We start from the raw sequence: 25,543 nt of genomic DNA on the forward strand, positions 1-25,543 counted from the left end.
AAGAAATTTTAAGAAATATCAAAATCCTTTCCCTTCGTAAATTTTGCGGCAAAAGGCGACTGATTTCCGGTATATTTCAAAATAAAATTCTTTTTTGTATCAGTGTCTACATTAGCCTGAACCTCTACATTCTGAGTCTGAAAACTTACCTCCAGATCAACTCCCGATTCTTTTTCCAGATTGATTTCTACACTTTCTGCATAGAACAGGGAAGTGCTTAAAAAATTAAACTTAATATTTTTTCGGTACGTTTTCGATTCGTTTTGGGTAAACTCTGAAAAGTTTCTCAAAATTTCAATTCCCGGCGAATCGATGTTTGTAATTCTGGATTTTGTCACACCATTTACTCTCACCGAAAAATCTTTAGCATTTTTAATATCACCATTCACCCCGATATTGAAAAGTGAAGGAAGTGAAAGTCCATACTCGATCATGCTGTCTTTTGTAAACTCAAAATCAGGAATAAGGGCAGGGAATTTCTGAACATTTATTAATTGATTTTTAACCATGTTCAGCTGGTCTCCCGAAAATAAATAACCGATCAGATTGTTATTGGTCGTTCTCCAGTTTCTCCCGTTCCATTCATAGATTTCGCAAAGAAGAGTATCTGTGGAAGAATGAGGCAGAAGATCCATATCCTGCCATTTGAAAACTTCCTTTGCATAAGGTCTTCGGTTGGCAATATCTATTCCAAGGTCTAGAGCTAAAAGTTCGGTCAGCTGCTGATTATTTTCCATATTAATTTTAAGATTTGATTGAATTGATAAAATTATGGAAATAATACAAAAATATGAAAGATTAAATTAAATCTTACAACCAGCCTTTTTTACCATAGACATAGGTGTCATCAAATTGCTTATCGCTCATAAACAGATATAAAATCCCTTCAATAAACGGAATAACAGAAGCCACCCCGAAAGTAACGACGTTCAAAACAAGCTGAAGTTAAATAAGATATTAAAATTTCATAAAACTTTTCCCCACAAACCTTAATCTAAAAATTGAATTCAAAAAAACTTTATCTTTGCCTCTATGATTTTACGCGGAGAAAACTTAATCAAAGAATACGGTCCTAAAAAAGTTGTAAAAGGCGTTTCTGTACAGGTTCAGCAGGGAGAAATTGTTGGTTTGCTTGGTCCGAACGGAGCAGGAAAAACCACTTCGTTTTACATGATTGTTGGTTTGGTTAAGCCTACTTCAGGGAAAATTTTCCTGGACAAACAGGAGATCACTACCGATGCGATGTACCGCAGAGCTCAGAAAGGTATCGGGTATCTGGCTCAGGAAGCGTCCGTTTTCCGAAAACTTTCCGTGGAAGAAAATATTATGGGAGTTTTACAATTAACAAAGCTTTCAAAACGCGAACAACAGATCAAATGTGACGAACTGATCGAAGAATTCTCATTACAGCACGTCCGCAAAAACAGAGGAGATCTTTTATCCGGAGGGGAAAGACGTAGAACGGAAATTGCACGCTGTCTGGCAACAAGCCCGAACTTTATCCTTTTGGATGAGCCTTTTGCCGGAGTAGACCCGATTGCTGTTGAAGATATCCAGAAAATCATCAGAAGCTTGGTAGATAAAAACATCGGAATTCTTATTACCGATCACAACGTTCAGCAGACTTTAGCGATCACCAATAAAACCTACATCATGTTTGAGGGCCGAATTCTGAAAGAAGGTCTTCCGGAAGATCTGGCGAACGATCCACAGGTAAGAGAGGCGTATCTAGGTGATAACTTCGTGTATCAGAGTATTTTAGATAAGCCAAAAAAGAAAAAATACGCGTACAATATCTGGGCAGGAAATTTCGACTCAAAATCTCATTTTCAGGGTTTTGTAGATGAAAATTTTGCACAGTTTGATGATTTGAGACTGATGCATGGTTTTGAAGATATTAGTTTTGCATCATTGGCAAACTCTGAAATCGAACATATTTTCAATGATGTGGTTGATAAAAATGCGAATAATTCTTTTATATTTCAGAAAAAGGAAATCAATTCACAATATTCTCTAGAACAGGCAGAAGCTGAGTCTAAAGCAGCAAGCAAACAAGAGTTGCATTATCTTACGACTTATCTTTACGAAGGATAAAATTAATTAAAAGCAAATATTTGCTGAAAAATATAATAAAACGTACCTTTTTCTCTTGTAAAACGGTACGTTTTTTAGTTAAAATAATTCCTATGGCAAAACCTTTTAACAGAACAGTCACTTTATTTGGGATTTACAAACAGTTGGTTCCATTTATAAGACCTTATCGTTTAATGATTTACGGGACGTTGTTCCTTACGTTTTTAGGAGCTCTTGCCGCACAGGTCAATCCATTGGTTTTGAAATATACCGTAGATGAGGTGACGAAACTGACCCTTCTTCCACATCCGATGTCGGAAGGAATTCATGTATTGGTGCTGATTTCGGTGATTTTGTTAGGAAAAGAATTATTAAATATTTTCATCAATTTCGGACAAAAATTTTACGGCGAAAAAATTAGAATTAATGTAAGTTCTGTCTTGGCACAATCAGCCATTGATAAGATTTTAACGTACAGAGTGGCATATTTTAATGATGAAAACCACGAATCGGGAAAATTGCAGATCAGGATCGACAGAGGGATTGAAAGTCTGACAAGACTGGTTCAGAATTTTTTCATTGATATGCTTCCGTTGTTTTCAAATGCAATTATTGCATTGATTATCATGTATTTGCAAAATATATATGTCGGGATCGTTTCTACGATTATTGTTCCTATTTATTTTTATATCAGCTCTTTACAGGCTAAAAAATTAAGTGGAGTCCGTCGCCAGCTGAGAAATCAGCGGGAGCAGAAAACTTCGGGATTGTTGAATTTAATTAATTCGATAATGGTAATAAAAAGTTTTGTCCGTGAAAAATTTGAAGGAAAAAAGCAATACGATTTGCAGATGCAGTTGATGGAAAGCCAGATGTTTACCCGAAAAACGAATTTTATTTATGACGGCTTAAAAACTTTTATCGAACAGTTTGGTGTTGTTTTAATTATTTTATTGACGGTTTATCTGGTACTCGATCAGCAAATGACAATCGGCGCAATCATGCTTCACATCATGCTTTTCAACAATGTTTCGGCACCGATTCGGCAGCTGCACAGAATTTATGATGATATGAATGATGCGATGATTTATGCGGAAGGATATTTCGATATTTTAAATGCAGACGATGAAAAAGAACCCAACGGAAATTTTGTAGAAAAAGACATCAAAGGAAATTTTGAATTAAAAAATATCAACTTCACCTATCCGAACGGAACGCAGGCTTTGCACGATGTTTCCATGACCATTGAAAACGGGAAAACAACGGCTTTGGTAGGACTGAGCGGTGCGGGAAAATCAACGGTGATCAATCTTTTATGTAAATTTTATCTTCCGGATTCCGGTGAAATAGTATTGGACCATGTTAATTTAAATGATTTTAATAATACTTTTCTCCGCGATGATCTTGGTTTGGTGCTTCAAAAAAATCACATTTTTCAGGGAAGCATCGAAGACAATATCCGCTACGGAAATATGAATGCAACTTTTGCAGAAATTGAAGAAGCTGCCAAAAAAGCCTATCTCCACGAGCAGATTTTAGATTTACCGGATCAATATCAGCATGATGCTACGCAGCTTTCGGGAGGTCAGCAGCAGAGAATTGCCATTGCAAGATTGTTCCTTAAAGATCCGCCGATTATTTTTCTGGATGAGCCGACCGCCAGTCTGGACGCCATTGCTACGGAGCAGATTAAAAACTCTTTAGATGCGATAAAAGAAGGAAGAACGGTGATTATTATTTCACATTCTCTGTCGCAGATTTTGGATTCGGATAAAATTTATGTGATGAAAAAAGGCAGAGTTGTAGAAAGTGGAACTCACGATGAATTGGTGCAAATCAACGGAACATACAGGGAAATTTTTGATGCTTCGGCGAGGAGTTTAAATTTGGATAAATTGGTGAATAGTTTTAAAGATAATTAAATAAAATGTAGCAATTTAGCGGTATAGCAATATAACAATATAACAATATAACAATATAACAATTTTATTAAACAAGCAACTATCAACAAGCAACCTTCAACGAATAAATGAACGATCATTATTTAAAAAAACTCGACCGAGTCACCGCCATTCTTACTCAACTGCAATCGAAACCGATTGTACGGGCGCAGGATCTGGCGCAAAAATTTGAGGTAAGTGTGCGTACGATTTACCGTGATGTAAAAACATTGGAAAATGCTGGAATTCCGATTGTTGGTGAGGCCGGAAGCGGATATTCTTTGATGGATGGTTATAAACTTCCACCGGTCATGTTTACGAAGGAAGAAGTATTGAGTTTCATTACTGCAGAAAAATTGATGCAGAAATTTTTACATCAAAGTTTGGGAAATCATTACCAGACTGCCATGGAAAAGGTGCGTTCCGTATTAAAATATTCAGATAAAAATTTAATTGAAAATATCGAAAAACAGATTGATGTTTACAATTATCACCCGAAAACCGAAGATAATATAAAAAATGTCATTCCGATTATCCTGGAAAGTATTGCTGAAAAGAAGCAGCTGACAATGGAATACAAAACCATGGATTCCAAAATTTCTACGAGAACCATCGAAGCCGTCGGCGTTTTTTTTGAATTTAATTATTGGTATATCATGGCTTTTTGTACGTTGAGGAATGATTTCAGACAATTCAGGGTCGATAGGATTTTACAGATTTTCAAAACGCAGAATCCTTTTTTACAGGAGTACGGACAAATCAATGATTACAGGAAAAGCGGAAATGGAAATAAAACCACCGTAAAGCTTTTGGTAGAGAAAAAAATCATGAATCATCTGGTTAATTCGAAAAAATATTACGGATTAATCGACGAAGTGGACACGGAAAACGGAGTAGAACTCACCTTTGAAACGGAATGGATCAACGACGGATTTCCGCGCTGGCTGATTACTTTTGCAGATTATGCGACCATTTTGGAGCCTGAAATTCTTCAGACAAAACTTAATGATTTACTGATCAAAATCTCTGGAAAACACAAATAAACCCCAACAGATGAGGTCTGTTGAGGTTCTTAGCAATATTAATTTAATTTGAGATGATTTTTATTTTTTAAAAGGCAAAGCAAAAAAGCAAAAGGGGTCTAAACAAGTTATGGATTGGTTTGAAGCTTCGCGATTCTGCAATTTGCCTTTCATTATGATTGATTTTTCATATTAAGGTCAATCAATGCTCTTAGTCTGAACAGAGGTATGAGAGATCCTAGAATCTCTCCCAGAAAAAAGGGGGCTCGATTCCCAAAGCTCTTAGATAGACATATCCTTGTCCGCGGTGGTGAATTTCATTATCCACGAAATACAAAATATTCTGATAAACCGGAAACTCGTACTGTCCGAATAAATTAAAAGTCTCCTGGAAACGTTCTTCCGAAATCTGTGCAAAATAATGGTTGATGGTTTCAGTTTCCTCATCCCATTTTTTCAAAATATCTTCTTTTGTTTTCGGGTTGAAACCTTCTTCGTTGTAGGCTTCCATATTTTTGTTCACGATTCCTTTCAAAGCAGGTCCTCCGATGCTGATCAGCTCAACGGCAAGTTTTGCAAAAGGTCTCATTCCGCCTACCGAAAATTCGAATAATTCTTTTTCCGGAAAAGCTTCGATTACCCTTCTTGTCAGGTTTCTGTGCCCTTGCCAGTGTTCTAATAATTGTTCAGATGTCATAAATTGTTTTGTGATGGTTGCTGTAGTTGTCATAATTTTAATATTGTTTGTTATTGTTGATACAAAGATAAAACGAGGTGGTGACAACAGTTTGTCAGTAGGAATTTCAACCAGAAAAATATTTTTTAAAATTTAAAATAATTGGTTCCGCTTTCCGTTACTAGACTATACTTACGACATTGTTAGGTAGATAAATAATTTGAAAGTGGTCGGTCTTTTGAGATCGATCATTTTTTGATGCTTCTTTTTTGGTAAAACACCGTCTTTTTTGACGTAAACTTTTTTCTTATATACTGTTTTTTCAAGATTTGATTTAGTAAATTTTTAATATAAAAATGTATTATGTAGAAAAAAATAATCAAAAAGCAGTGTTTTTTTTGTTTTTTAATTGAAAAAATAGCATAATAATCATTTATACTTTTAAAATTATTATATATCACATACTTTTGAAAAAAGTTTGAATTTTTTATCATTCGTTTTTCAAAAAAAAATTTAACAACATCTGTTATGGTAAAAAATAACAAATTTTAAAAATTAAGCTTCCACTTCAACCACTCCGAGAATTTTAATAAATATAAATACGATGAATACTGATATTTTTCGACTGGCAGTAGTGTTATATGTGGATAAAAACTATAAAATTGAATCTAGCACGGTTCACAAAAAGATTATAGAGTCTTTTTTTGTTGATAGTAATAATAAGCAAGTAACTGTTTATACTCTCATTAATGAAATTAAGAATAAGTATGATTTCCTTGATAAAAAAGAAATACATGAAATAGTTGCTAATGATCCGGACTTTAATATTTCTGTTCACAAAGATGAATTATCAAATATTAATCTTGTACAGTCAAAATATTTATCATTAAAAAACAAAATTCAGAAAAATAATATTGATACTTTTCTTAGTGGATGTCATGAAACAATTTCAGAATTACAAAAAATCAGGAACGAAAAAATTAAAGATAAGCTTTCAATGAGAGAAAAAACTGTTGTTGAGCAGAAATTGATTGATGAAAAAGTAAAAAATGATTTTATTAAATACCAGATGGGAGGGTATTTTTATATTGTACTGGCAATTTTTTGTTCATTTTTTGTTGCATTAAATTTTTTTTACAAGGAATCTAGCTGGAATTATATAAATTATGTTGAAAGCTTGTCTAAAGGTTTTGCGGAAAAAGAACTAATAGAATATATATTCTTATTACCGCTAGGCTTTTTTGTCTTTTGCGCCGTTCAAATATATAAAAGGCTTATTTGTATAAAAGCTAAAAAGAAAAAGAAAGAAATATTTAGACAAAAATATAATGACAAGATTATTTGTAAGTTTTATTCTAATTTATAAACTTTGTTTAGAACATTTTATGAGTGTCTTTCCAGAAAATAAATAAAAAAAATTCTAACCACAATCGAAGTTATCGATACATTTTGCTTTTTACATTGTATAAAATAAAGTAATTTAGTACTATGAAAATTTATACAAAAACAGGAGATAAAGGTCAAACGGCTTTGTATGGCGGGACGAGAGTTTCAAAAGCGAGTGCAAGAGTCGACAGCTACGGAAATATAGACGAATTAAACTCATTCATCGGAATTGCAAAAAGTCATATCGAAGATGAAGAAGTTTTGCAGCAACTGAAAAAAATACAGTTCGATTTATTTACAGTAGGCTCGGAAGCGGCAACACCGGTGGATAAACTGATGTTGGCCAACGGAAAATCCCGTCTTCCACTCATCATTTCCGAAACTGAGATTGAAGAACTGGAAAACTGGATGGATGCTTTTGAGGAAAAATTAGAACCACTTCAATTTTTCATTCTTCCCGGCGGCGGAAAATCGGCAACGTTTTTACATGCGGCAAGAACGATTTGCAGAAGGGCAGAACGTTCTTTGGTTTTCCTGAACGAATCGGAAGAAGTACGTCCGGAATTGATCAAATATTTGAACCGACTTTCAGATTACCTTTTTGTTTTGGCAAGATATATCTCCAAAATCAACAACGAACCGGAAGAATACTGGAATCCGAATGAAAGATAAAGCCTTACTTTTCATCAACGGAGATGCTCCGAAATCTTTCCCAAATCCCGAAAAATATGGCTTGATTGCCTGTACAGACGGTGCTTTTCACTATCTGAAAAATCTGGATTTCCCGTTAGAGAAATTAGATTTTATTTCCGGAGATTTTGATTCTCATTCGGGGAAGGATGAAAATCTTTATCATGAAAAATTCATCTATACACCGGATCAGGATAAAACGGATTTCCATAAAGCACTGGAAATTATTATAGAAAAAGGTTTCAAAAATATTGATATTTTAGGCGGAAGTGGTGGTGAGCAGGATCATTTTCTGGGGAATCTTACGGTAGCTTTTGGTTTTAAGGATATATTAAACATAAAGTTTTATGATGAGTTTTCCGAATATTATTTTGTTCCGAAAAATTTTGCAGTAAAAAATGTAAAAGATAAAATGATTTCTTTGTATCCCTTTCCATCAGTTGAAAATATTACAACAAAAGGTTTGAATTGGCCTTTGACCAATGGAAATTTAAGTATCACCTCAAGAATCGGAACCAGAAACTTCGCTGTGGAAGATGAGGTTTCTATTGAATATGAAAAAGGGGATTTGCTGGTTTTTATTGGACGAGATTATTTGTGATTTTAAACACGAATAGCACGAATTTTTTCACGGATGACACAAATTTACTTCAGAAAATTTAAAAATATAAACGGAACATTTGTAAAATCAATAGAAACGGGCTTTAGCCCGTTTTCGAAGTTAGTAACCAATCAATTGGCTTTAGCCAAAACATAAAATATAAAAAACAAACATCTGTGAAAATCCGTGTAATCTGTGGGGAAATAAAAATGAAAAATCTAATCAAAATGTCATTTCTTCTCATTACTTTCCTTAGCATTTACTCCTGTAAAACGCAGCATTTTTCTACACCCGAATACGGAAAAAATGAAACGGAAAAAGAGATTAGAATTAAAAAAGTTCACAATTTCAGAACGGTAGAAAATATTAAAAATATTGATGGACGAACTTTAAAACAAGGAAAATTTTACAGAAGTGGACATCTTTTTAAACTAAAGAAAAAATCTTTTCACGAATTTGAAAGCTTAGGAATAAAAGAAATTATTGATCTCAGAAATTCAAAAGAAATTGCAAAAAAGCCGGATAATCTTCCGCGCGATATTGTTTATAAAAATTATTCTGCTTTTGAGGATAAAGGTGACCAGTTGGATCAGGCGAAAAAAATGGTTTTAAAAGGGAAAGTTAATGGTTCCGATGCCGACCAAAGAATGGTAGATTTTTACAAAGATTATGTCACGGAAAATCCTGAAATGATCAAGAAAATCATTAATGAAATTTTAGAATCAGATCAGCCCATTTTATATCATTGCACAGCCGGAAAAGACCGCACAGGAATTACTACGGCTTTGATTTTAATAATTTTAAAATTTGACAGACAAACGATTTACAACGAATATCTTTTATCAAATAACTACCGAAAAAAACTTGTTGACAAAAGACTGAAACTGGCAACTGATTTACATTTTCTCTATCCCAAAATGGATGTAAAAGTCTTGGAAAAATTAAGCTGGGTAGAAAGTGATTATTTGGATGCTGCTTTTAGTGAAATCAATAAAAAATATGGTTCTGTTGATGCATATATTCAACAGGTGTTGGGAATTCCTGAGGATAAACGACAGGAATACATTCAGAAGTTTACATATTGATAATCAGGGAGAAGTTTTTACTAAAGAACGCGCGAAAAATTATAATAATTTTAACGTTAAAAAACCAAACTTTTTTAGCAATTTTGCAGTTCTTAATTCACTTGTTTAGAAATGAAAATAAAATACTCGGAACTTATTGATCAGACATTGTATTTTCCAACAGAAGAATTCAATGTTTCTGAGAACAATTTGTTGTTTCACGACATTCCTTTGATGGAAGTTGTTGAAAAGTTTGGCACTCCGCTAAAGATTAGCTACCTGCCGAGAATTTCTCAAAATATCCAAAAAGCGAAAAGCTGGTTTAGGGAAGCTTTTGAGAAAACCGAATATAAGAAGAATTATACCTATTGCTACTGTACAAAATCAAGCCATTTCAAATTTGTATTGGAAGAAGCTCTTAAAAATGATATTTCCATAGAAACTTCTTCTGCTTATGACATGGATATCGTAAAATCTCTTTATGAAAACGGTAAAGTAGATAAAAATATTGAAGTGATCTGCAACGGTTTCAAAACAGACGATTATCTGGCGAAAATTTCAGATCTTATCAACAATGGTTTTGAAAATATCACTCCAATTCTGGATAACTACCGTGAATTGGATAAGCTTACCGAAAGCATCGACAGCACTTTCGACATCGGAATCAGAATCGCTTCTGAGGAAGAGCCGAAGTTCGAATTTTATACCTCCAGATTAGGGATCGGATATAAAGATATCATTCCCTATTACAGCCAGAAAATTGCGGAACATCCGAATGCAAGGCTGAAAATGCTTCACTTTTTTATCAATACCGGAATTAAAGATACCGCTTACTACTGGAACGAATTATACAAATGTCTTCGTGTGTACGCACGTTTGAAAAAAATCGCTCCTGAAGTTGATTCATTGAATATTGGTGGCGGTTTCCCTATCAAAACTTCTCTGAATTTCGACTACGATTACCAATATATGGTGGAGGAAATTGTTTCTCAGATCAAAAAATTCTGTGAAGAAGAAGGGGTTGAAGAGCCGAATATTTATACAGAATTCGGAAGCTTCACCGTTGGAGAAAGTGGGGCAAATATTTATAAAATAATCTCTCAAAAACGTCAGAACGACAGGGAAAAATGGAATATGATCGATTCATCTTTCATGACGACACTTCCTGATACATGGGCGATTTCAAGACACTTTATCATGCTTCCGCTGAACAGATGGGAAGATACCTATGAAAGGGTTTTCCTGGGTGGTTTAACTTGCGATTCGGATGATTATTATAATTCTGAACAGCATACGAATGCTATTTATTTGCCGGTTTTCAGCGATACGAAACCTTTGTATATCGGATTTTTCCATACGGGAGCGTATCAGGAAACAATCAGTGGATTTGGTGGAATTCACCACTGTCTGATGCCTCAGCCAAGACACGTTTTGATCCAGAAAGATGAAGACGGTGAATTGCAGTATGAGATTTTCCGTGAAAGACAGGAACCGGAAGATGTTTTGAAAATTCTTGGTTATAAATAGATAGTAAACACAAATAACACAGTAGTAAACACAAACAACACAAATTTTTTCACAAAAAATCAAAATAATGTCATTTGTGAAAGATTAGTGAAGTTAATGTTTAAAAAATAAAATAAAAGCTCTCAAAATCTGAGAGCTTTTTATATTTAAAAATATTTTGAAACTTTATCTAATTCAAGGTCAGCATAATCTGAAATCACAGTATCTGCCAATGTATAATCCTGATTTTTAGAATGCGGACTTCTATACGCTGCACAGAAAATTTTCGCTCGATGTGCTGCTAAAATTCCGTTTGTAGAATCCTCAATCACCATGCAGTTTTCAACGGGTTCTCCTGCCATTTCTGCCGCCAAAAGGAAAACTTCAGGATGAGGTTTTGATTCTTTTAAATCTGCCCCGCTTATTTTTCCGCTGAAATATTTTTCCAGTTCGAATTTTTCAAAAACCATATTGATGGTCGTCATTGTAGCGGATGAAGCCAGAATTAATTTGATTCCGTTTTCATGATAATGCTGAATTAATTCTTTTACTCCCGGAATTAAATCAAATTCTTCATCATTATAAAAATAATCCTTAAAATAATCTCTTTTGGTTTTCGCTATTTCTTCGTGGGTCTGATTTAAATTAAATTCATAAATCAATGTTTCACAAACTCTCTTCGTAGAAGCACCTGTGAAAGAAGTATATAAATCTTCGGAAACCGCAATTTCCAGTTCATTGAATGTTTTAAAATAGGCTTTTCTGTGCAATGGTTCTGTGTCTACAATCACTCCATCCATATCGAAAAGAACAGCTTTTAAAGGCATATTTTGAATTTTTCACAAAGGTAATAAATTTGGCTGGAAGCTTGGAGATGGAAGATGGAAGTTTAAATTTGGAACGCTTCATTTTATTAAATGTCTGAATTTTAGATAATCGGAGTTTAAAACATTGGCTTAATTTTTCAGCATTTTTGTAAAACTTCCAGCTTCCGTCCTTCAGCTTCCATCTTTTTCCTATCTTCTTTGTATCTTTGTCGAAATCATTTAATTTTTTAAAGAAACATGAAAACATACGCAGGAATTCCTGAAGAAAATGCATCATTAGAGAACTCAAAAGTAATGTTGGTAACGGTTCCTTACGACGGAACTTCAACCTGGGGGAAAGGGGCAGACAAAGGTCCTGAATTATTCTTAAATGCTTCAGAAAATATGGAGCTTTACGACATCGAAACTCAAACTGAGCCTTACCTTGAAGGTGTTTATCTGGCAGGAGAAATTTCTGAAAATTCTACTCCGGAAGCGATGACAGAAGCGGTTTACCAAAAAACAAAAGAATTGTTGAACAATGATGGTAAATTATTTACCCTTTTCGGAGGAGAGCATTCTGTTTCTATCGGTTCGATTCGTGCGGTGGGTGAAAAATTCGAGAATTTAACGGTTCTTCAATTGGATGCTCACACAGACCTGCGCCCGGAATTCCATGGTTCTACTTCTAATCACGCTTGTGCGGTTTTTGAGGCGAACCAGAAGCATAATCTGGTACAAGTGGGAATCCGTTCTATGGATATCGAAGAAGCTGAATATCTGCCGGAAGGAAGAGTATTTTTCGCTCACGAAATTGCCAACAACGAAAACTGGGTAAATGATGTATTGGAAAAAGTTTCAGGAAATGTTTATATCACGATTGACCTTGATGCTTTTGATCCTTCAATTGCCCCGTCAACGGGAACTCCTGAACCGGGCGGATTACAATGGTATCCAACGTTGGAACTATTAAGAAGAGTATTCGAAAAATGTAACGTTGTAGCATTTGATATTGTAGAATTAATGGATTCTCCGATGGCAAAACCAAGCGCATTCCTTGCAGCGAAGTTATATTACAAAATGCTTGCTTACTATCATCTTTATAACAACAACTAAAATTCCACAAGAATCGGATTTTTTCTGCCGTATTTTCTTTGGAAATTTGTGAGGTAAAACAAAATGATATGTCCACACAAAGTCAGATAGATTATAACAGAATTGCAAAAGCGATAGAGTATATCCGGAGCAATTTCAGGCTTCAGCCAAGTTTGGAGGAAGTGGCAGAGAAAATTAACTTAAGTCCTACTCATTTTCAGAAACTGTTTTCTGATTGGGCAGGAACGAGTCCGAAAAAGTTTTTGCAGTTCATCAGTCTTGAACATGCCAAAAGTTTATTAAAGGAAGAAAAAGCAAGCTTATTTGATGCAACATTTGAGACAGGATTGTCGAGTACAAGCAGATTACACGATCTTTTTGTAAAAATCGAAGGAATGTCTCCTGCAGAATATAAAAACGGAGGAAAAAGTCTCAACATCAATTACAGTTTTTCCGAAAGTCCTTTTGGAAAAGTAATTACAGCTTCCACAGAAAAAGGAATCTGTTATATGGCTTTTGAAAACGATACAAATAAAGCATTGGGAGATTTAATTTTTAAATTTCCTAATGCTTCTTTTTTTGAGAAACAAGACGAATTTCAGATCAATGCACTGTCCATTTTTAATAAAGACTGGACGAAATTAAATACCATTAAGCTCCATTTAAAAGGCACCGATTTTCAATTGAAAGTCTGGGAAAGTCTGCTCACTATTCCGATGGGAAAATTATCAACCTACGGAAATTTAGCCGAAAAAATTGGGCATTCTAAGGCATCAAGAGCTGTTGGTACGGCAATTGGAAGCAATCCTGTTGCATTTTTGATTCCTTGTCACCGTGTAATTCAGTCTTCAGGAAATATTGGCGGTTATCGATGGGGAAGTGAGAGAAAACAGTTGATTGTAGGTTGGGAGAGTTCCAGAGTTTATTCTGATTCTTTAAACACAAATTGACACAAATTTTTCAAGAATAAACCCGAACTTATTCCTTTACCATATGAATTGGTATCAATAGGAACGGACTTTAGTCCGTTTTACAAATCGTCTAAGCCATTGGCTTTAGCCAAAACTTATTTTGATTAAAAAATTGATATTAAGTTTGTCATTCATTATGAATTTAAGCTTTGTTTTAAAAATTTATCTTTAATAAATGCATCGAGATTCCTACGAAATGACAAGCCCCCTGAACATTAAACACAAAACCTTAAACTGTATGTTAAACTTATTTGAAGACATATCCGATTATCCTTTAAATATTCTTCCCAACGACGGAACCGTTCACTATTACGGAAAAGTGTTTTCCAAACAAAAATCCGATTTTTATTATGATTATTTATTGAATCAGATTCCCTGGGAAAATGATGAAGCGATAATTTTCGGAAAATTGATTTTAACCAAAAGAAAAGTGGCGTGGTTTGGCGAAAAACCATTTGAATACACCTATTCAAAACGAACCAAATATGCAAAATTCTGGACTCCCGAATTGTTGGAATTAAAACAAAAATGTGAGGAAGTGACAGGGGAAACATACAATTCCTGTTTGCTGAATTTATATCACGACGGAAGCGAAGGAATGGCCTATCACAGCGATGGCGAAAAGGATCTGAAAAAACACGGCGCCATTGCATCCCTGACTTTCGGAGCAGAAAGAAAGTTTTTATTTAAACATAAAACCACCAAAGAAAAAGTGGAAATATTCCTTGAAAACGGAAGTTTATTGGTGATGAAAGGGAAAACGCAAGATCATTGGCTGCATCGGCTTCCACCGACCACAAAAGTAAAAACTCCTAGAGTGAATCTGACGTTCAGAACGATTGAGGAATGATTTTTCAAAACGAATATTTTTGTCATATTTATAGTTTCACACTAAGTTTGTCATCCTGAAAGGATCTGGACTGTGTTTTTGCATTAAATTATAGAGATCCTTTCAGGATGACAAACTAAATGGTTATTTTCTCACAGATTGAGCATTTAGTATAATAAAAAATCTGCGATATCTGCTAAATCTGCGAGAAAATTAAAAAAAGCCGTTCAAACCGAACAGCTTTTAAAATTTATTTCAAAACTTCAATTTCAATCGCACTGTCATCAAAAACCTTGATAAATGCCTTCGTGTAATCTTCTTTCGTTGCAAAATTCGGATTGTCTAAGAATTTCTGTGGATTGATCGCAAATAGCGGAAACCAAGTTGAAGAAATCTGTATCTGGATTTTATGTCCTTTTTTAAAAGTATGAACAACATCCTGCAATCTGAAATTCACTGCCGTTTTCTGATTCGGAACCAGAGCTTCCGCTTTTTCTCTCGAATTTCTGAATCTTGCAGGCATAATTTCACTTCTTACCATCTGATGATAGTTTCCATAAATGACACCTTCTTTTTTCTCAGCAGGTTTAAAATCTTCAGGATAAATGTCAATCAATTTTACTGCAAAATCTGCATCTGTAGAAGTGGAAGCGATATTTAATTTCGCCATAATCTCTCCTGCAAACGTCATATCTTCGGTCAAAACATCTGTTGTAAACGTCAAAACATCAGGTCTGCCTTCTGCAAATCTTTGGTCTTCCGACATATAATTTTTAGGGGTAAAACCATTAAAATCTTTCAAGTTATCAGAACTTAAAACCGGATTGTCCGGGTCGCTGTAATATTCTGAAAAGCCCTGTCCTGCGGTGTTTTTCAATGTACCGTTGGATAAATAGAAATTCACTTTTTGTCCCTCTTTCGGAGGATAGGTTGCAAATTCCCGCCATTGTTTTGCTCCGGTGTCATACATCAAGGCTTCCGGAAGTCCGGCATCTTGTTTTGTATTCCCTTTTAAATAATGGTTAAAAAATTTCGTTTCAATATTTTTCTGGTAATACGTTGCAATGCTGTCACCGAAATAAATCTGATTATGGAAATGTTTTCCTTGTTCCTGAGCCCAAGCTCCGTGTGAGAAAGGTCCCATCACGATGGTGTTTTTGGCTTTCGGACTTGTTTTTTCGATTGTTTTATAAATATTTAATGGCCCTGAAAGATCTTCGGCATCAAACCAGCCACCGACAGTCATTACCGCATGGTTTACGTTTTTCAGATGAGGAAGAAGGCTTCTTTTTTGCCAATATTCATCGTAATTGGGGTGGTTCATAATTTCCGTCATAAAGAAGTTATCCTTATAATATTTTTCATAACCGTCTTTCAATGTTCCCATGTCTCTGTAGAATTTCAAACCGTCTTCTGAAGTTGTTTTAATCATAGAATCGGTGTACCATGCTTTATTTTCAGGTTTCGTTTTCTGAACCCCGAAAACCGGGAAAGTTCTGAAATAGCCCAGCATGAATCTTCCGTTGTGAAGAAAATCATCATTCCAGAAATCTGAAATCGGAGCTTGTGGAGAAGATGCCACCAAAGCCGGATGCTGCGCTAAGATACCTGCAGCAGTATAAAATCCGGGATATGAAGTTCCGTATTGTCCTACTTTTCCGTTGTTGTCTTTAATGTTTTTCAGAAGCCAATCGATCGTGTCATAAGTATCTGTGCTTTCGTCCACATCTTTTTTTGTTTTACGATCAACTTGTGGAGTCATGTTGGTGAAAGTGCCCTCACTCATATACCTTCCGCGAACGTCCTGAAATACAAAAATATATTTGTCTTTCATTAGATACTGGTTCGGCCCAAGCTTGGTTCTGTACTCATTTTCACCGTAAGGAGCAATGCTGTAGCAGGTTCTCTGCATTAAAAAAGGGTACTTGTTTTTCTTGGAAATATCTTTCGGAATGTAAGCAATCGTAAAAAGCTTTGTCCCATCACGCATCGGGATATAAAATTCTTTCTTTGTGAAATTATCCTTTACAAAAGTATCGGTTGGCTGCTGATTATTCTGTGAATTTCCAAAAATGAAAAAGACAATGAATAAAATTGAAAAGTGAATCTTCATACATGAAATTTGCCGCTAATTTAATCATAAAAATGATTTTAATTAAATCTGAGCTTCAAGATTAATTTTTTAAAATATAAAAATGATCAGCCATAAAGCTTCAACGTCGGGCTTGTCATTCTGACGAAGGAAGAATCTAAAACATCATTTATAGCCAGGGGAGCATAAATATTTGTGATAATTCGTGAAAAAATTAGTGCTATTTGTGTTTAAAAAATCACATTTTCCTACCCGCAAACTTATTCAGCTTCATAGTCAGAGAAAACATAACGTATCTTTTCAGAATCAAGTCTTCTCGGTCTTCTACATAAGATGCGGCGATGGTTCTTTTCACACTTTGATTTTGGTTTAAAACATCATAAACTTTCACTTTTGCCGTGAATTGTTTGTTGTAAAACGAATATCCTACACTGGTATTCCAATAGTAAAAATCTCTTTTGAAGCCGGGAGCAATGTTCGAACTTGTGTTATATTCAAAATCGTTGGCGAAGAGTAAATTGGTTTTCAGGTAATAATTTGTCAACTCAAGTCTGAAAGTCTGATATGTATTTTTTATGCTTTCTATGCTGTAATTTTCATAATTTGAAAAAGAATAATTTACATTATAAGAAGGTTTTATGATGATTTTATCCTTTTTGTCATAAGTGAGATTTATTCCCGGAGTGAAGGTGTAAGAATTTCCTGTAAATTGCTGTCCGTTTATGAATCCGCGATTGTATGAGTAATTTAAGCTTGTTTTTGGATTAATAATCAATCTGTTGTCTCCCCATTTGAACGTTTTACTGAAGCCGCCTCCGATATTCGCACTTTTATTCCCGCTGATGTTGGTGTAGGTTACAAATTGTTTTCCGGACTCGTCATAATAAGAAAAATTGGTCGTGTCATTGTTGTTATAGGTAAAACCAAAATTGATATTATAATTGATGTTTTTCAGAACATTAAAATTGTTAAAATAAAAACTCGTCCTGTTGCTCCACGCATTTTTCAGGTCGGGGTTTCCTTTATAAGTGATCAAAGGATTGGACTCATCAACATACGGAATCATTCGCTCTGATGCAGGAATCGTAAAACTTGCCGAATTGTAAATACTCAGTCTGGAATTCTGGGAAAGGCGGAATTGCAAACCAGTATTGTAATCTGGAAGCGCAAAATTTCTATCCAGCTCATAGTGCTGACCGTTGAAAATGGAATTGTATTTCAAATCGGTAAGATCGACATTCACGGAAGCCCACATATTCATCTTCTTTTTGTTGAGCTCAAAAGTGATTCCCGGTGAAAGCTGGTTGTTTTTTTCTTCTGAACTGTTTGATAATATTATATTGTAGTCTGAATATTGTCCGGTATTTTCATTAAAATCATTTACGATTCTTGAATTTCGTGCGTTTTTTGCGTTATAATTTAATCCAAAACTTATATTCGCCGAATCTGAAACGGGTTCAGAATATTTCGCATTAAAAGAATAATTGTTGTTTTGCCTCAGGGTTTTGCTCAGCTGATCGCGGATGTCTTTTTTATCTTCATCTTCAATTCCGTTTTCGAAAAATAAGGTCTTGGATTTCACAAGATTATTGTTTTTATTTTCTGAAATTGAGGTATTTAAGCTTGCATACAACGTTCGTCCTTTCTTTTTAAATCTTCTTGAATAATGAAGATTGGGGCTGAAGGAGTTGTTTTCAGATTGAGAACTGTTAGTGGATTCGCTTGTGTTCAGAAGGTCATTATCTCTGTACGTTACCGATTTTGAAGTTCTGAAATTTGTTGATTTTGATTGTAAAAAGGAAGGCGAAAAATAAATAGTGCTTAAAGTATCCGGTTTTATTTTCACGGATGAGTTGAAATTGTACTGCTCGTTTTCGTTTTCTGCCTGGTTTTCCGAGTTGGTTTTTAATGCATAATCGGGAAGGAAAGTGGTTCTCGAAACTTTAGATGCAGTTTCAAGATTGTTGTTGGTCCAGGTCATTCCCAATGCATCAAGTTCTACTTCATTGCTGAGTTTATCACTGTAATTGATGCCTATCGTTGTTGATTTCTGGATTCCTTTTATATTGTTTCCTCCCGTATTTCTGGAATTTTTTCCCATACTGTCAAAACCGTCATCAGAAGAGACGCCCTGTGAATTGACGTTGTTGGATGAAGCCACCAGACTTATTTTGGTTTTGTTTTTAAAATAACTCAAAAATCCGTTCCCTTCATAACGTTTGTCTGAACCATAACCCGCGGTAATTCTGGAAAGAAATCCCTGGTTTTTCTTTTCGTCGATGGTGAAATTAATTGTTGTATTTTCAGATTTCGGAGTTTTCCCGCTCAGTTCTTCTTCTTTGGTTTTTGTCGTGGTAAACTGGATATTTTTAATGATATCCGCCGGAATATTTTTCAACGCGATTTTTCCGTCTTTGTCGAAGAAAGGCTTGCCGTTAAGCATGATTTGGTCGACTACCTTTCCGTTCATTGTGATTTTTCCGTCGTTGTCGATCTCGACTCCGCTGATGTTCTTTAATAATTCTTCGATATTGCTGTCGGGGCGAACTTTAATCGCATTGGCATTGAATTCAATCGTATCTTTTTTGATTTTAATGGGAGAAACAGTAATTTTTACTTCTTCAATATCGGTAACCTGGCTTTTATCAAGCTCAATATTTTCTAGTGTAATGGATTGATCTATTTTATCAAATTTTTTAGAATAAGGAATTAATTTCTCCGCATCGATTTTTAAAATGGAAGGTTCGTTGAGTTCATTTATTTTTAATGAAAATTTTCCTTCTTTGTTGGTAGGAGTATAATTAATGACAGAAGAGTCTTTTTGTTTTAATAAATAAACAGTTGCATTTTCTACAGGTTTTTTTTCAAAGTCAGCAACTTTTCCACTGATACTGAATTTTTGTCCATTCAGAATTAGAAAGTTGAAAAAAACGAATAGCAACCATAAAATTTTCTTCATTAAAAATGCTTTTTTTTAAACGCGCTAAAATATAAAAAAACATCCCTGATCGGGATGCTTGTATTTTAAATAATGTTAATCTTAATAAAATTAAGCTTTCAAATATCTTGAATAAGCATAACCTTCCTGTCCATCGGCAGTTTTTACTTTCCACCAGTCGTCGGAAGTTTGCTCGATAAGCGTTACAGAAGATCCTTTTGAAGCTTTACCCACAACAGCTGCCTCTGTAGAAGGCTCTTGTCTGATATTTAAGTTTGATTCATCTGTTGCCACTGTAAGAGAAGCTCCTGCAGCAAGGCCTGCCACCTGTACATCGATGTTGATGTCTGAAGCAGAATACGTAGAATCGATTGCTCCTAAAGCATTCCAAACTGCGTCTTTAGCCGCCGTATTGGAAGCTTGTCCCGAAACATAAAGGATTCCGTCTTGTTCCTGAACCTGAAGATTAGAAATTCCTGCAGATTGTGCAGCAGAAACCACGCTTGAATATTTATCTTGTAATGTACTCATTTTGAATTATTTTACAGTGTAGTTATAATTTACTTTTCCAACTTTCAAAGCATCTACAGATTCTTTGATTTTTCTAGCATCAGCAGCAGAAACATTTCCTGTAAGCGTCAATTCGCCGTTTACCACTTCTACTTTTACAGAAGGGAAATCCTTCACGGCATCCTGTACTTTTTGTTGCACGGCAGGATCTACGGCAGATTGAGTTTCAACCGGCGCAGCAGCTGGTGCAGCAGGAGCTACAGTAGACATATCCATTACGTCTTTTACTCCATGAATAGCTTTTAATTGTTTGATCATAGCGTCTTTAGCCTCCTGGCTTTCGAACGTCCCGCTTAGGTGAGCAACACCATCTTTTACTTCCACAGAAGCATTCGGGTTAGATGTCACTACGGTTGTAGCCTGAGTTTGAAGATTGGTATCAGAAACTTTCTTTTTACAAGAAATCGCCCCGAAAGATACAGCTACAGCCAATGCAGCCATTGCGATAGTTTTTTTCATAGTTGTATATTTTTAAATGTTGTTAATACAATCAAATGTAATAATAAAATTTATACCAAAAGAATAAAAATTAAATAAATGTTGCTTAATTTTTTTGCAATATTATAGGAATCAGGTTGTTAATTTTAATGTATTGTTAATTTAACATAAAATTAATTCAAACAGAAATAGAATGCTGCGTCTGTTGTAAAAATATTATATTTGCGATTCTTGAAACATTTATATGAAAGGACAAAATAAACTGTTTATAGCAATTGTCATTGCGCTTATCTTAGGAGTCGGAATCGGCGGATTTGTACATGTACAGTATCCGGAAAGTGCAGAACCTTTTTCTAAAAATATTAAGCTCTTGGGTACTGTTTTCATCCGTTTGGTACAGATGATCATTGCGCCGCTTGTTTTCACCACTCTGGTAGTCGGGATTGCAAAAATGAGTGACATCAAAATGATCGGAAGAGTAGGAACAAAGGCTATGTTATGGTTTATTTCTGCGTCTTTAATCTCGCTTTTTATAGGATTAATACTGGTCAACTGGCTTGAGCCGGGACACGTAACAAAACTACCGATTCAGGATGCAGCGTCTGCCGAAGACTTGCTGAAAAGCAGCAAAGGTTTTTCTATGGAAGATTTTGTAAAACACGTAATTCCTAAAAGTATTTTTGAAGCTTTTGCAACGAATGAAGTGCTGCAGATCGTGGTTTTTTCTATTATGTTCGGGGTCGCTTTGGCGAATTTAGGCGAAGAATATTCACAACCGGTGATCAAATTATTTGATATTATCGCACACGGAATTTTAAAAATGGTAGGCTATATCATGTGGTTTGCACCGTTTGGCGTATTGGGAGCTATTGCAGCTGTGGTAGCTACGAATGGTTTTGAGATTTTTAAAGTCTATGCAATATATTTAAGGGATTTCTTCTTTGCATTGGCCATTCTTTGGCTGGTACTTTTATTGGTAGGATATTTAATTTTAGGGAACCGACTTTTCGAATTATTGAGAAGAATCAAAGAACCTTTACTGATCGCCTTTTCAACGACAAGTTCAGAGGCAGTGTTCCCGAAATTGGTGGAAGAGCTGGAAAGATTCGGATGTAATAACAGAGTAGTGTCTTTTATTTTGCCATTAGGATATTCTTTCAATCTGGATGGAAGTATGATGTACATGACGTTTGCATCAATTTTCATCGCTCAGATCTACGGAATTGAAATGTCAATCGGACAGCAGATTACCATGCTTTTGGTATTAATGCTTACTTCAAAAGGGATTGCCGGGGTTCCGAGAGCTTCTTTGGTAATTATCGTGGCAACGTGTTCCATGTTCGGAATACCGCCGGAAGGAATTGCTTTAATTTTACCGATCGACCATTTCTGCGACATGGGTAGAAGTATGACGAATGTTCTTGGAAATGCTTTGGCAACTTCAGCCGTTTCGAAATGGGAAGGGCAGTTGGAGAATCATGGCGGAAAGATGTAAAATTTGAATCGTCAATTTAGCTTGCGCTAGTGAATGGTCAATAGTGAATTTTTAATAACTTCATTATTGACCATTTATTTTAAGCATGATTTCTAGTTATTAGCTATTGATTTTAATTTATTAAGCATTGTTATCATTTGCTGAGTGAAACGCCTTTGCGAACGAAAAAATATTCTCAATCATTTAAAAAAAATCTTTGCGATCAAAATCATAACGGAGATGCTTCGAGAGTCAGCATGACAACGGCAAGTTGTTCTGTATATTTCTCAAGATCAAAATAAAACAGTTAGCATTAGCGATGTCATGCTGGAGGTTCTCGAAGCATTAATTAATAAAGCATTAGTCAATAAAAACAAAACCCTTCGAAATTTCCGAAGGGTTTTTATATTCAATTAAAATAAAATTATTTAATAGAAATCTCATCAACAAAGATGTAAGCGTCACCGCCCGCTCCCAGATGCCATTCCGGAAGTTTTCCGAAGAAATAAGCTTTTACTTTTACATAACGTGCTTCCGTCGGTAAAATATCAGCAGAAAAATCTTTGATCTGTATGGTTTCATCTTTCGGATCGACCGTGTTGTCGACTGTTTTTAGAAGGATATAATCTTTTCCGTTGTTGGAGGCATAATATTCTACTTTTTTAGGCATTAAAACCCATGCTTTGCTGTCCTGAAGATATGTTGAAGACAATTTAGTGATCTGTTGCGGCGATTTCATATCAATAATGGCTTCAAAATTTTGTCCCTGATATCCCAGCCATTCACCTTTTCTCCAGTTTATGTTTCCGTTGATTCCATCAATTAAAGCAAGATTTCCACCGGCTGTATATTGAGGATTTGCTGTTGAATTAACTGTTATTGCCCAATTATTCGGTCTTCTGTTGAAGTTGGCTGTTACAATGGAACTTTTCTCACCATTTCTTTCAGCATACGCAGAAACCTGAGTTGTTTTTGTAATGGTGAATGGCCCTTTATAAGCCGTGAAGGTCTTTCTCACATTAGCATCCCCTTCATCCAACGTCATATAATAAATTTTATCATTTGGATTCAAAGGAGTGATCGTCACTTTGGTATTTAAATCAAATATTCTGTCGGCAGCAATCACCGGAGTGGCTGTTAATTCTTCGTATTTATAATCTTTAAATTCCTTTACATTTTCAAAACCTAACTTTCTAAGCTCGGCTTTTCCTGTATTTTTAGTGATGGTTCTTGTCGTTCCGTCTTCCAGGTGAATTTTAATTTCATCAAAATAAGGAGTGGTCGTCTGCCATTCAGGAAGTCCCGGAGTTACAGAATAAATTCCCATGGAGCTTAAAATATACCAAGCACTCATTTGCCCACAGTCTTCATTTCCGATCAGTCCGTCTGGAGCGTTTTTGTAATCATTATCAAGGATGTACTTGATTTTGGCGTTGGTTTTTTCAGGTTTGTCAACATAATTGTATAAATAAACAATATGGTGGCTCGGCTCATTTCCCTGAGCGTATTGCCCGATCAAACCGGTGATATCCACCTGTTCTCTACCTGTAGTTTTGTCCGGAGCGGCAAAAATAGCATCGATAAACTGTTCAAATTTTTCTTTTCCGCCATGAGCTGCAATCAGCCCCGGAATATCCTGCTGAACAGAGTAGGAGTAATGCCACGAATTTCCTTCTGTGTAATTGTTGTTAACTTCTCTCGGCTCAAAAGGTTCATACCAGTTTCCGTTTTTTCTTGGCTGCATGAAGCCGTTCTTTGGATTGTAAAGATTTTTCCAGTTCTGTGAACGCTTCATGAAATACTGATAATCTTCTTTCTTGCCTAAAATTTTAGCCATCTGAGCGATACACCAGTCGTCGTAAGCATATTCTACTGTTTTTGAAACACTTTCGTGCTCGTCATCAATAGCGATATAATTATTTTGTTTGTAAGCATTTAAACCGAAAATATCCAACATGGCAGAGTTTTTCGATGCTTCAAAAGCTTTTTCATAATCAAAACCGGTGATTCCTTTTGCCATCGCATCTGCAATGACAGAAACTGCATGGTAGCCGATCATACATTCAGTTTCGTTGGAAGCGAGTTCCCAAACCGGCAATTTTCCGCCTTGTTCGTATTGTTTAATGAAAGTATTAATGAAATCGGCGGTTCTTTTTCTGTCAATTAAGCTCATCAAAGGATGTGCTCCCCTGAAAGTATCCCAAAGTGAGAAAACCGAGTAATAACCGAAATCTTTAGCCATGTAAAATTTATTGTCACGACCTCTGTACTTGCCGTCAACATCCATATTGATGTTCGGTTGCGTGAAAACGTGATACATTGCAGTGTAGAAAACTGTCAGTTTATCTTTATCGGAAGATTTAACTTCAATTTTTGATAATTCTTTGTCCCAATCTGCAACAGCCTGTTTTCTGATGGCTTCAAAATCATTAGACTTACCTTCAGCCAGCATATTTTTTCCGGCACCTTCGTATCCTGTCGGAGAAATTGAAACTTTTACAAGAATTTTTTCTCCTTTTTTAACTTTATTGGAAAAAGCAATTTTTACTTGAGTTCCATGATAAAAATTCCCTGGTTGTGTAGTACCTCTTAGTGGTTCACTCTCTTGTTGTACTTTTGATTCAAGCATTGGTTTTGAAAACTCAATTCTTGCGTAAATATATTGATTGGTTGCCCAGGCTTCACTTCTACGAAAAACTTCGATGGTTTTATCATCAATAATTCTTACTTCACCTTCCAGCAATTTATCTCTGTGGTTTAAGTCTAAAATAATGTTTGCATTTCCGGCATTATTAAAAGTATATTCGTGATAGCCGACTCTTTTTGTCGTGGTCAGACGAACGTCGATATTATTTTTATCTAATTTTACGGAATAAAAACCTGCCGAAGCTTTTTCATTTTTATGCGAAAATTTTGATGAATATTCTTTATTATCCAAGCTTGGATTGCCCATTGTAGGCATCAGCATAATATCCCCGTAATCTGAAACACCCGTTCCGTTGAGGTGGGTATGAGAAAAACCGTAAATCACCGAATCTGAATAATGATAGCCGCTGCAGCCATCCCAACTTCCATCGATTCTTGTGTCCGGTGAAAGCTGTACCATTCCGAAAGGAACAATAGCGCCCGGAAATGTGTGTCCGTGACCGCCGGTTCCAATAAAAGGATTTACATATTGCGAATAATTCTGTGAAAATAAATTATGAGCAATAATTCCTAAAAGAAGGACCAATATTTTTTTCATCATATAAAAAATTAAAATCCCCCTAAAGTACTACAAAATTTGCATTCACAAAAGAAAATATCTATCATTGAGTTTACTTATTCTAAATAGGTAAAAATTACGTAAATTTGTAAACAATTTATTTAGTT

At 35.3% G+C, this 25,543-nt stretch carries 20 protein-coding genes and 1 pseudogene; 12 read left to right on the forward strand and 9 right to left on the reverse strand.

Going from position 1 to position 25,543, the window contains the following annotated elements:
- Positions 1-8: 8 nt before the first annotated feature.
- Positions 9-737 carry a hypothetical protein gene (locus tag BMX24_RS01690; protein ID WP_089790355.1) on the reverse strand — a complete coding sequence of 243 codons (729 nt, stop codon included), beginning with the start codon at positions 735-737 and terminating at the stop codon, positions 9-11.
- A gap of 73 nt (positions 738-810) precedes the next feature.
- A complete protein-coding gene (locus BMX24_RS21410; RefSeq protein ID WP_262485631.1) occupies positions 811-933 on the reverse strand; it encodes a TM2 domain-containing protein in 123 nt (40 codons plus the stop codon).
- 99 nt (positions 934-1,032) lie between these two features.
- On the opposite strand from BMX24_RS21410, the pseudogene lptB reads away from it, so the two are divergent.
- The 3 genes and pseudogenes from lptB to BMX24_RS01705 all read left to right on the forward strand — a co-directional run.
- Positions 1,033-1,758, forward strand: a pseudogene (lptB, locus tag BMX24_RS01695) (LPS export ABC transporter ATP-binding protein); the annotation flags it as partial.
- Positions 1,759-2,267: 509 nt separating this feature from the next.
- On the forward strand, positions 2,268-3,995 hold the full coding sequence (locus tag BMX24_RS01700) for an ABC transporter ATP-binding protein (protein ID WP_089792678.1): 1,728 nt from the start codon (positions 2,268-2,270) through the stop codon (positions 3,993-3,995).
- Between the two features lie 107 nt (positions 3,996-4,102).
- Positions 4,103-5,056: a helix-turn-helix transcriptional regulator gene (locus BMX24_RS01705; RefSeq protein ID WP_089790357.1), complete on the forward strand. Its 954-nt coding sequence runs from the start codon at positions 4,103-4,105 to the stop codon at positions 5,054-5,056.
- A gap of 217 nt (positions 5,057-5,273) precedes the next feature.
- Here BMX24_RS01705 and BMX24_RS01710 read toward each other — a convergent pair whose 3' ends face one another.
- The gene (locus BMX24_RS01710) at positions 5,274-5,765 is read right to left on the reverse strand and encodes a DinB family protein (protein WP_089790358.1); all 492 of its coding nucleotides are present in this window, start codon (positions 5,763-5,765) and stop codon (positions 5,274-5,276) included.
- Between the two features lie 550 nt (positions 5,766-6,315).
- Between BMX24_RS01710 and BMX24_RS01720 the strand changes: the two genes are divergently transcribed.
- From BMX24_RS01720 to BMX24_RS01740, 5 genes are all read left to right on the forward strand, one after another.
- On the forward strand, positions 6,316-7,077 hold the full coding sequence (locus tag BMX24_RS01720; protein ID WP_089790360.1) for a hypothetical protein: 762 nt from the start codon (positions 6,316-6,318) through the stop codon (positions 7,075-7,077).
- A gap of 122 nt (positions 7,078-7,199) precedes the next feature.
- On the forward strand, positions 7,200-7,769 hold the full coding sequence (locus BMX24_RS01725) for a cob(I)yrinic acid a,c-diamide adenosyltransferase (RefSeq protein WP_089790361.1): 570 nt from the start codon (positions 7,200-7,202) through the stop codon (positions 7,767-7,769).
- Positions 7,759-8,388 carry a thiamine diphosphokinase gene (locus BMX24_RS01730; protein ID WP_089790362.1) on the forward strand — a complete coding sequence of 210 codons (630 nt, stop codon included), beginning with the start codon at positions 7,759-7,761 and terminating at the stop codon, positions 8,386-8,388. The genes BMX24_RS01725 and BMX24_RS01730 overlap by 11 nt, the downstream gene beginning before the upstream one ends.
- 209 nt (positions 8,389-8,597) lie before the next feature.
- Positions 8,598-9,473, forward strand: a complete 876-nt coding sequence (locus BMX24_RS01735; RefSeq protein WP_089790363.1) for a tyrosine-protein phosphatase — start codon at positions 8,598-8,600, stop codon at positions 9,471-9,473.
- Positions 9,474-9,584: 111 nt separating this feature from the next.
- Positions 9,585-10,979 carry a type III PLP-dependent enzyme domain-containing protein gene (locus BMX24_RS01740; protein WP_089790364.1) on the forward strand — a complete coding sequence of 465 codons (1,395 nt, stop codon included), beginning with the start codon at positions 9,585-9,587 and terminating at the stop codon, positions 10,977-10,979.
- A 146-nt stretch (positions 10,980-11,125) separates the two neighbouring features.
- On the opposite strand, the gene BMX24_RS01745 is transcribed toward BMX24_RS01740, so the two are convergent.
- A complete protein-coding gene (locus BMX24_RS01745) occupies positions 11,126-11,785 on the reverse strand; it encodes an HAD family hydrolase (RefSeq protein ID WP_089790365.1) in 660 nt (219 codons plus the stop codon).
- 237 nt (positions 11,786-12,022) lie between these two features.
- Between BMX24_RS01745 and speB the strand changes: the two genes are divergently transcribed.
- The 3 genes from speB (at position 12,023) to BMX24_RS01760 (ending at position 14,680) form a co-directional block, all read left to right on the forward strand.
- Positions 12,023-12,880 carry an agmatinase gene (gene speB / locus BMX24_RS01750; RefSeq protein ID WP_089790366.1) on the forward strand — a complete coding sequence of 286 codons (858 nt, stop codon included), beginning with the start codon at positions 12,023-12,025 and terminating at the stop codon, positions 12,878-12,880.
- Positions 12,881-12,948: 68 nt separating this feature from the next.
- Entirely contained in the window at positions 12,949-13,809 is an 861-nt protein-coding gene (locus BMX24_RS01755) for a bifunctional helix-turn-helix domain-containing protein/methylated-DNA--[protein]-cysteine S-methyltransferase (RefSeq protein ID WP_089790367.1), read from the forward strand.
- Positions 13,810-14,068: 259 nt separating this feature from the next.
- The gene (locus tag BMX24_RS01760) at positions 14,069-14,680 is read left to right on the forward strand and encodes an alpha-ketoglutarate-dependent dioxygenase AlkB family protein (protein ID WP_089792680.1); all 612 of its coding nucleotides are present in this window, start codon (positions 14,069-14,071) and stop codon (positions 14,678-14,680) included.
- Positions 14,681-14,909: 229 nt separating this feature from the next.
- On the opposite strand, the gene BMX24_RS01765 is transcribed toward BMX24_RS01760, so the two are convergent.
- The 4 genes from BMX24_RS01765 to BMX24_RS01780 all read right to left on the reverse strand — a co-directional run bounded on the left by BMX24_RS01765 (position 14,910) and on the right by BMX24_RS01780 (position 20,718).
- Positions 14,910-16,772 (reverse strand): CocE/NonD family hydrolase, encoded by a 1,863-nt coding sequence (locus BMX24_RS01765; protein WP_089790368.1) that lies wholly within the window; start codon positions 16,770-16,772, stop codon positions 14,910-14,912.
- Positions 16,773-16,989: 217 nt separating this feature from the next.
- Positions 16,990-19,710 carry a TonB-dependent receptor gene (locus BMX24_RS01770; RefSeq protein WP_089790369.1) on the reverse strand — a complete coding sequence of 907 codons (2,721 nt, stop codon included), beginning with the start codon at positions 19,708-19,710 and terminating at the stop codon, positions 16,990-16,992.
- 90 nt (positions 19,711-19,800) lie between these two features.
- On the reverse strand, positions 19,801-20,220 hold the full coding sequence (locus BMX24_RS01775) for an SH3 domain-containing protein (RefSeq protein ID WP_089790370.1): 420 nt from the start codon (positions 20,218-20,220) through the stop codon (positions 19,801-19,803).
- A gap of 6 nt (positions 20,221-20,226) precedes the next feature.
- A complete protein-coding gene (locus BMX24_RS01780) occupies positions 20,227-20,718 on the reverse strand; it encodes a BON domain-containing protein (protein WP_089790371.1) in 492 nt (163 codons plus the stop codon).
- A gap of 223 nt (positions 20,719-20,941) precedes the next feature.
- On the opposite strand from BMX24_RS01780, the gene BMX24_RS01785 reads away from it, so the two are divergent.
- Positions 20,942-22,192, forward strand: coding sequence for a dicarboxylate/amino acid:cation symporter (locus BMX24_RS01785; RefSeq protein ID WP_089790372.1), 1,251 nt, complete (start codon positions 20,942-20,944; stop codon positions 22,190-22,192).
- A gap of 403 nt (positions 22,193-22,595) precedes the next feature.
- Here BMX24_RS01785 and BMX24_RS01790 read toward each other — a convergent pair whose 3' ends face one another.
- Positions 22,596-25,415: a GH92 family glycosyl hydrolase gene (locus BMX24_RS01790; RefSeq protein ID WP_089792682.1), complete on the reverse strand. Its 2,820-nt coding sequence runs from the start codon at positions 25,413-25,415 to the stop codon at positions 22,596-22,598.
- Positions 25,416-25,543: the final 128 nt, after the last annotated feature.

Source organism: Chryseobacterium wanjuense (assembly GCF_900111495.1).
Taxonomy (GTDB): domain Bacteria; phylum Bacteroidota; class Bacteroidia; order Flavobacteriales; family Weeksellaceae; genus Chryseobacterium; species Chryseobacterium wanjuense.

Bases quoted from the DNA above. Each gene is read 5' to 3' on its own strand.
- BMX24_RS01745 (WP_089790365.1), bottom strand. From the start codon at position 11,785: ATGCCTTTAAAAGCTGTTCTTTTCGATATGGATGGAGTGATTGTAGAC.
- BMX24_RS01700 (WP_089792678.1), top strand. From the start codon at position 2,268: ATGATTTACGGGACGTTGTTCCTTACGTTTTTAGGAGCTCTTGCCGCA.
- BMX24_RS01725 (WP_089790361.1), top strand. From the start codon at position 7,200: ATGAAAATTTATACAAAAACAGGAGATAAAGGTCAAACGGCTTTGTAT.
- BMX24_RS01705 (WP_089790357.1), top strand. From the start codon at position 4,103: ATGAACGATCATTATTTAAAAAAACTCGACCGAGTCACCGCCATTCTT.
- BMX24_RS01770 (WP_089790369.1), bottom strand. From the start codon at position 19,710: ATGAAGAAAATTTTATGGTTGCTATTCGTTTTTTTCAACTTTCTAATT.
- BMX24_RS01775 (WP_089790370.1), bottom strand. From the start codon at position 20,220: ATGAGTACATTACAAGATAAATATTCAAGCGTGGTTTCTGCTGCACAA.
- BMX24_RS01690 (WP_089790355.1), bottom strand. From the start codon at position 737: ATGGAAAATAATCAGCAGCTGACCGAACTTTTAGCTCTAGACCTTGGA.
- BMX24_RS01780 (WP_089790371.1), bottom strand. From the start codon at position 20,718: ATGAAAAAAACTATCGCAATGGCTGCATTGGCTGTAGCTGTATCTTTC.
- BMX24_RS01760 (WP_089792680.1), top strand. From the start codon at position 14,069: ATGTTAAACTTATTTGAAGACATATCCGATTATCCTTTAAATATTCTT.
- BMX24_RS01790 (WP_089792682.1), bottom strand. From the start codon at position 25,415: ATGAAAAAAATATTGGTCCTTCTTTTAGGAATTATTGCTCATAATTTA.
- BMX24_RS01710 (WP_089790358.1), bottom strand. From the start codon at position 5,765: ATGACAACTACAGCAACCATCACAAAACAATTTATGACATCTGAACAA.
- BMX24_RS01755 (WP_089790367.1), top strand. From the start codon at position 12,949: ATGTCCACACAAAGTCAGATAGATTATAACAGAATTGCAAAAGCGATA.
- BMX24_RS01740 (WP_089790364.1), top strand. From the start codon at position 9,585: ATGAAAATAAAATACTCGGAACTTATTGATCAGACATTGTATTTTCCA.
- BMX24_RS01720 (WP_089790360.1), top strand. From the start codon at position 6,316: ATGAATACTGATATTTTTCGACTGGCAGTAGTGTTATATGTGGATAAA.
- BMX24_RS01735 (WP_089790363.1), top strand. From the start codon at position 8,598: ATGAAAAATCTAATCAAAATGTCATTTCTTCTCATTACTTTCCTTAGC.
- speB (WP_089790366.1), top strand. From the start codon at position 12,023: ATGAAAACATACGCAGGAATTCCTGAAGAAAATGCATCATTAGAGAAC.
- BMX24_RS01730 (WP_089790362.1), top strand. From the start codon at position 7,759: ATGAAAGATAAAGCCTTACTTTTCATCAACGGAGATGCTCCGAAATCT.
- BMX24_RS01765 (WP_089790368.1), bottom strand. From the start codon at position 16,772: ATGAAGATTCACTTTTCAATTTTATTCATTGTCTTTTTCATTTTTGGA.
- BMX24_RS01785 (WP_089790372.1), top strand. From the start codon at position 20,942: ATGAAAGGACAAAATAAACTGTTTATAGCAATTGTCATTGCGCTTATC.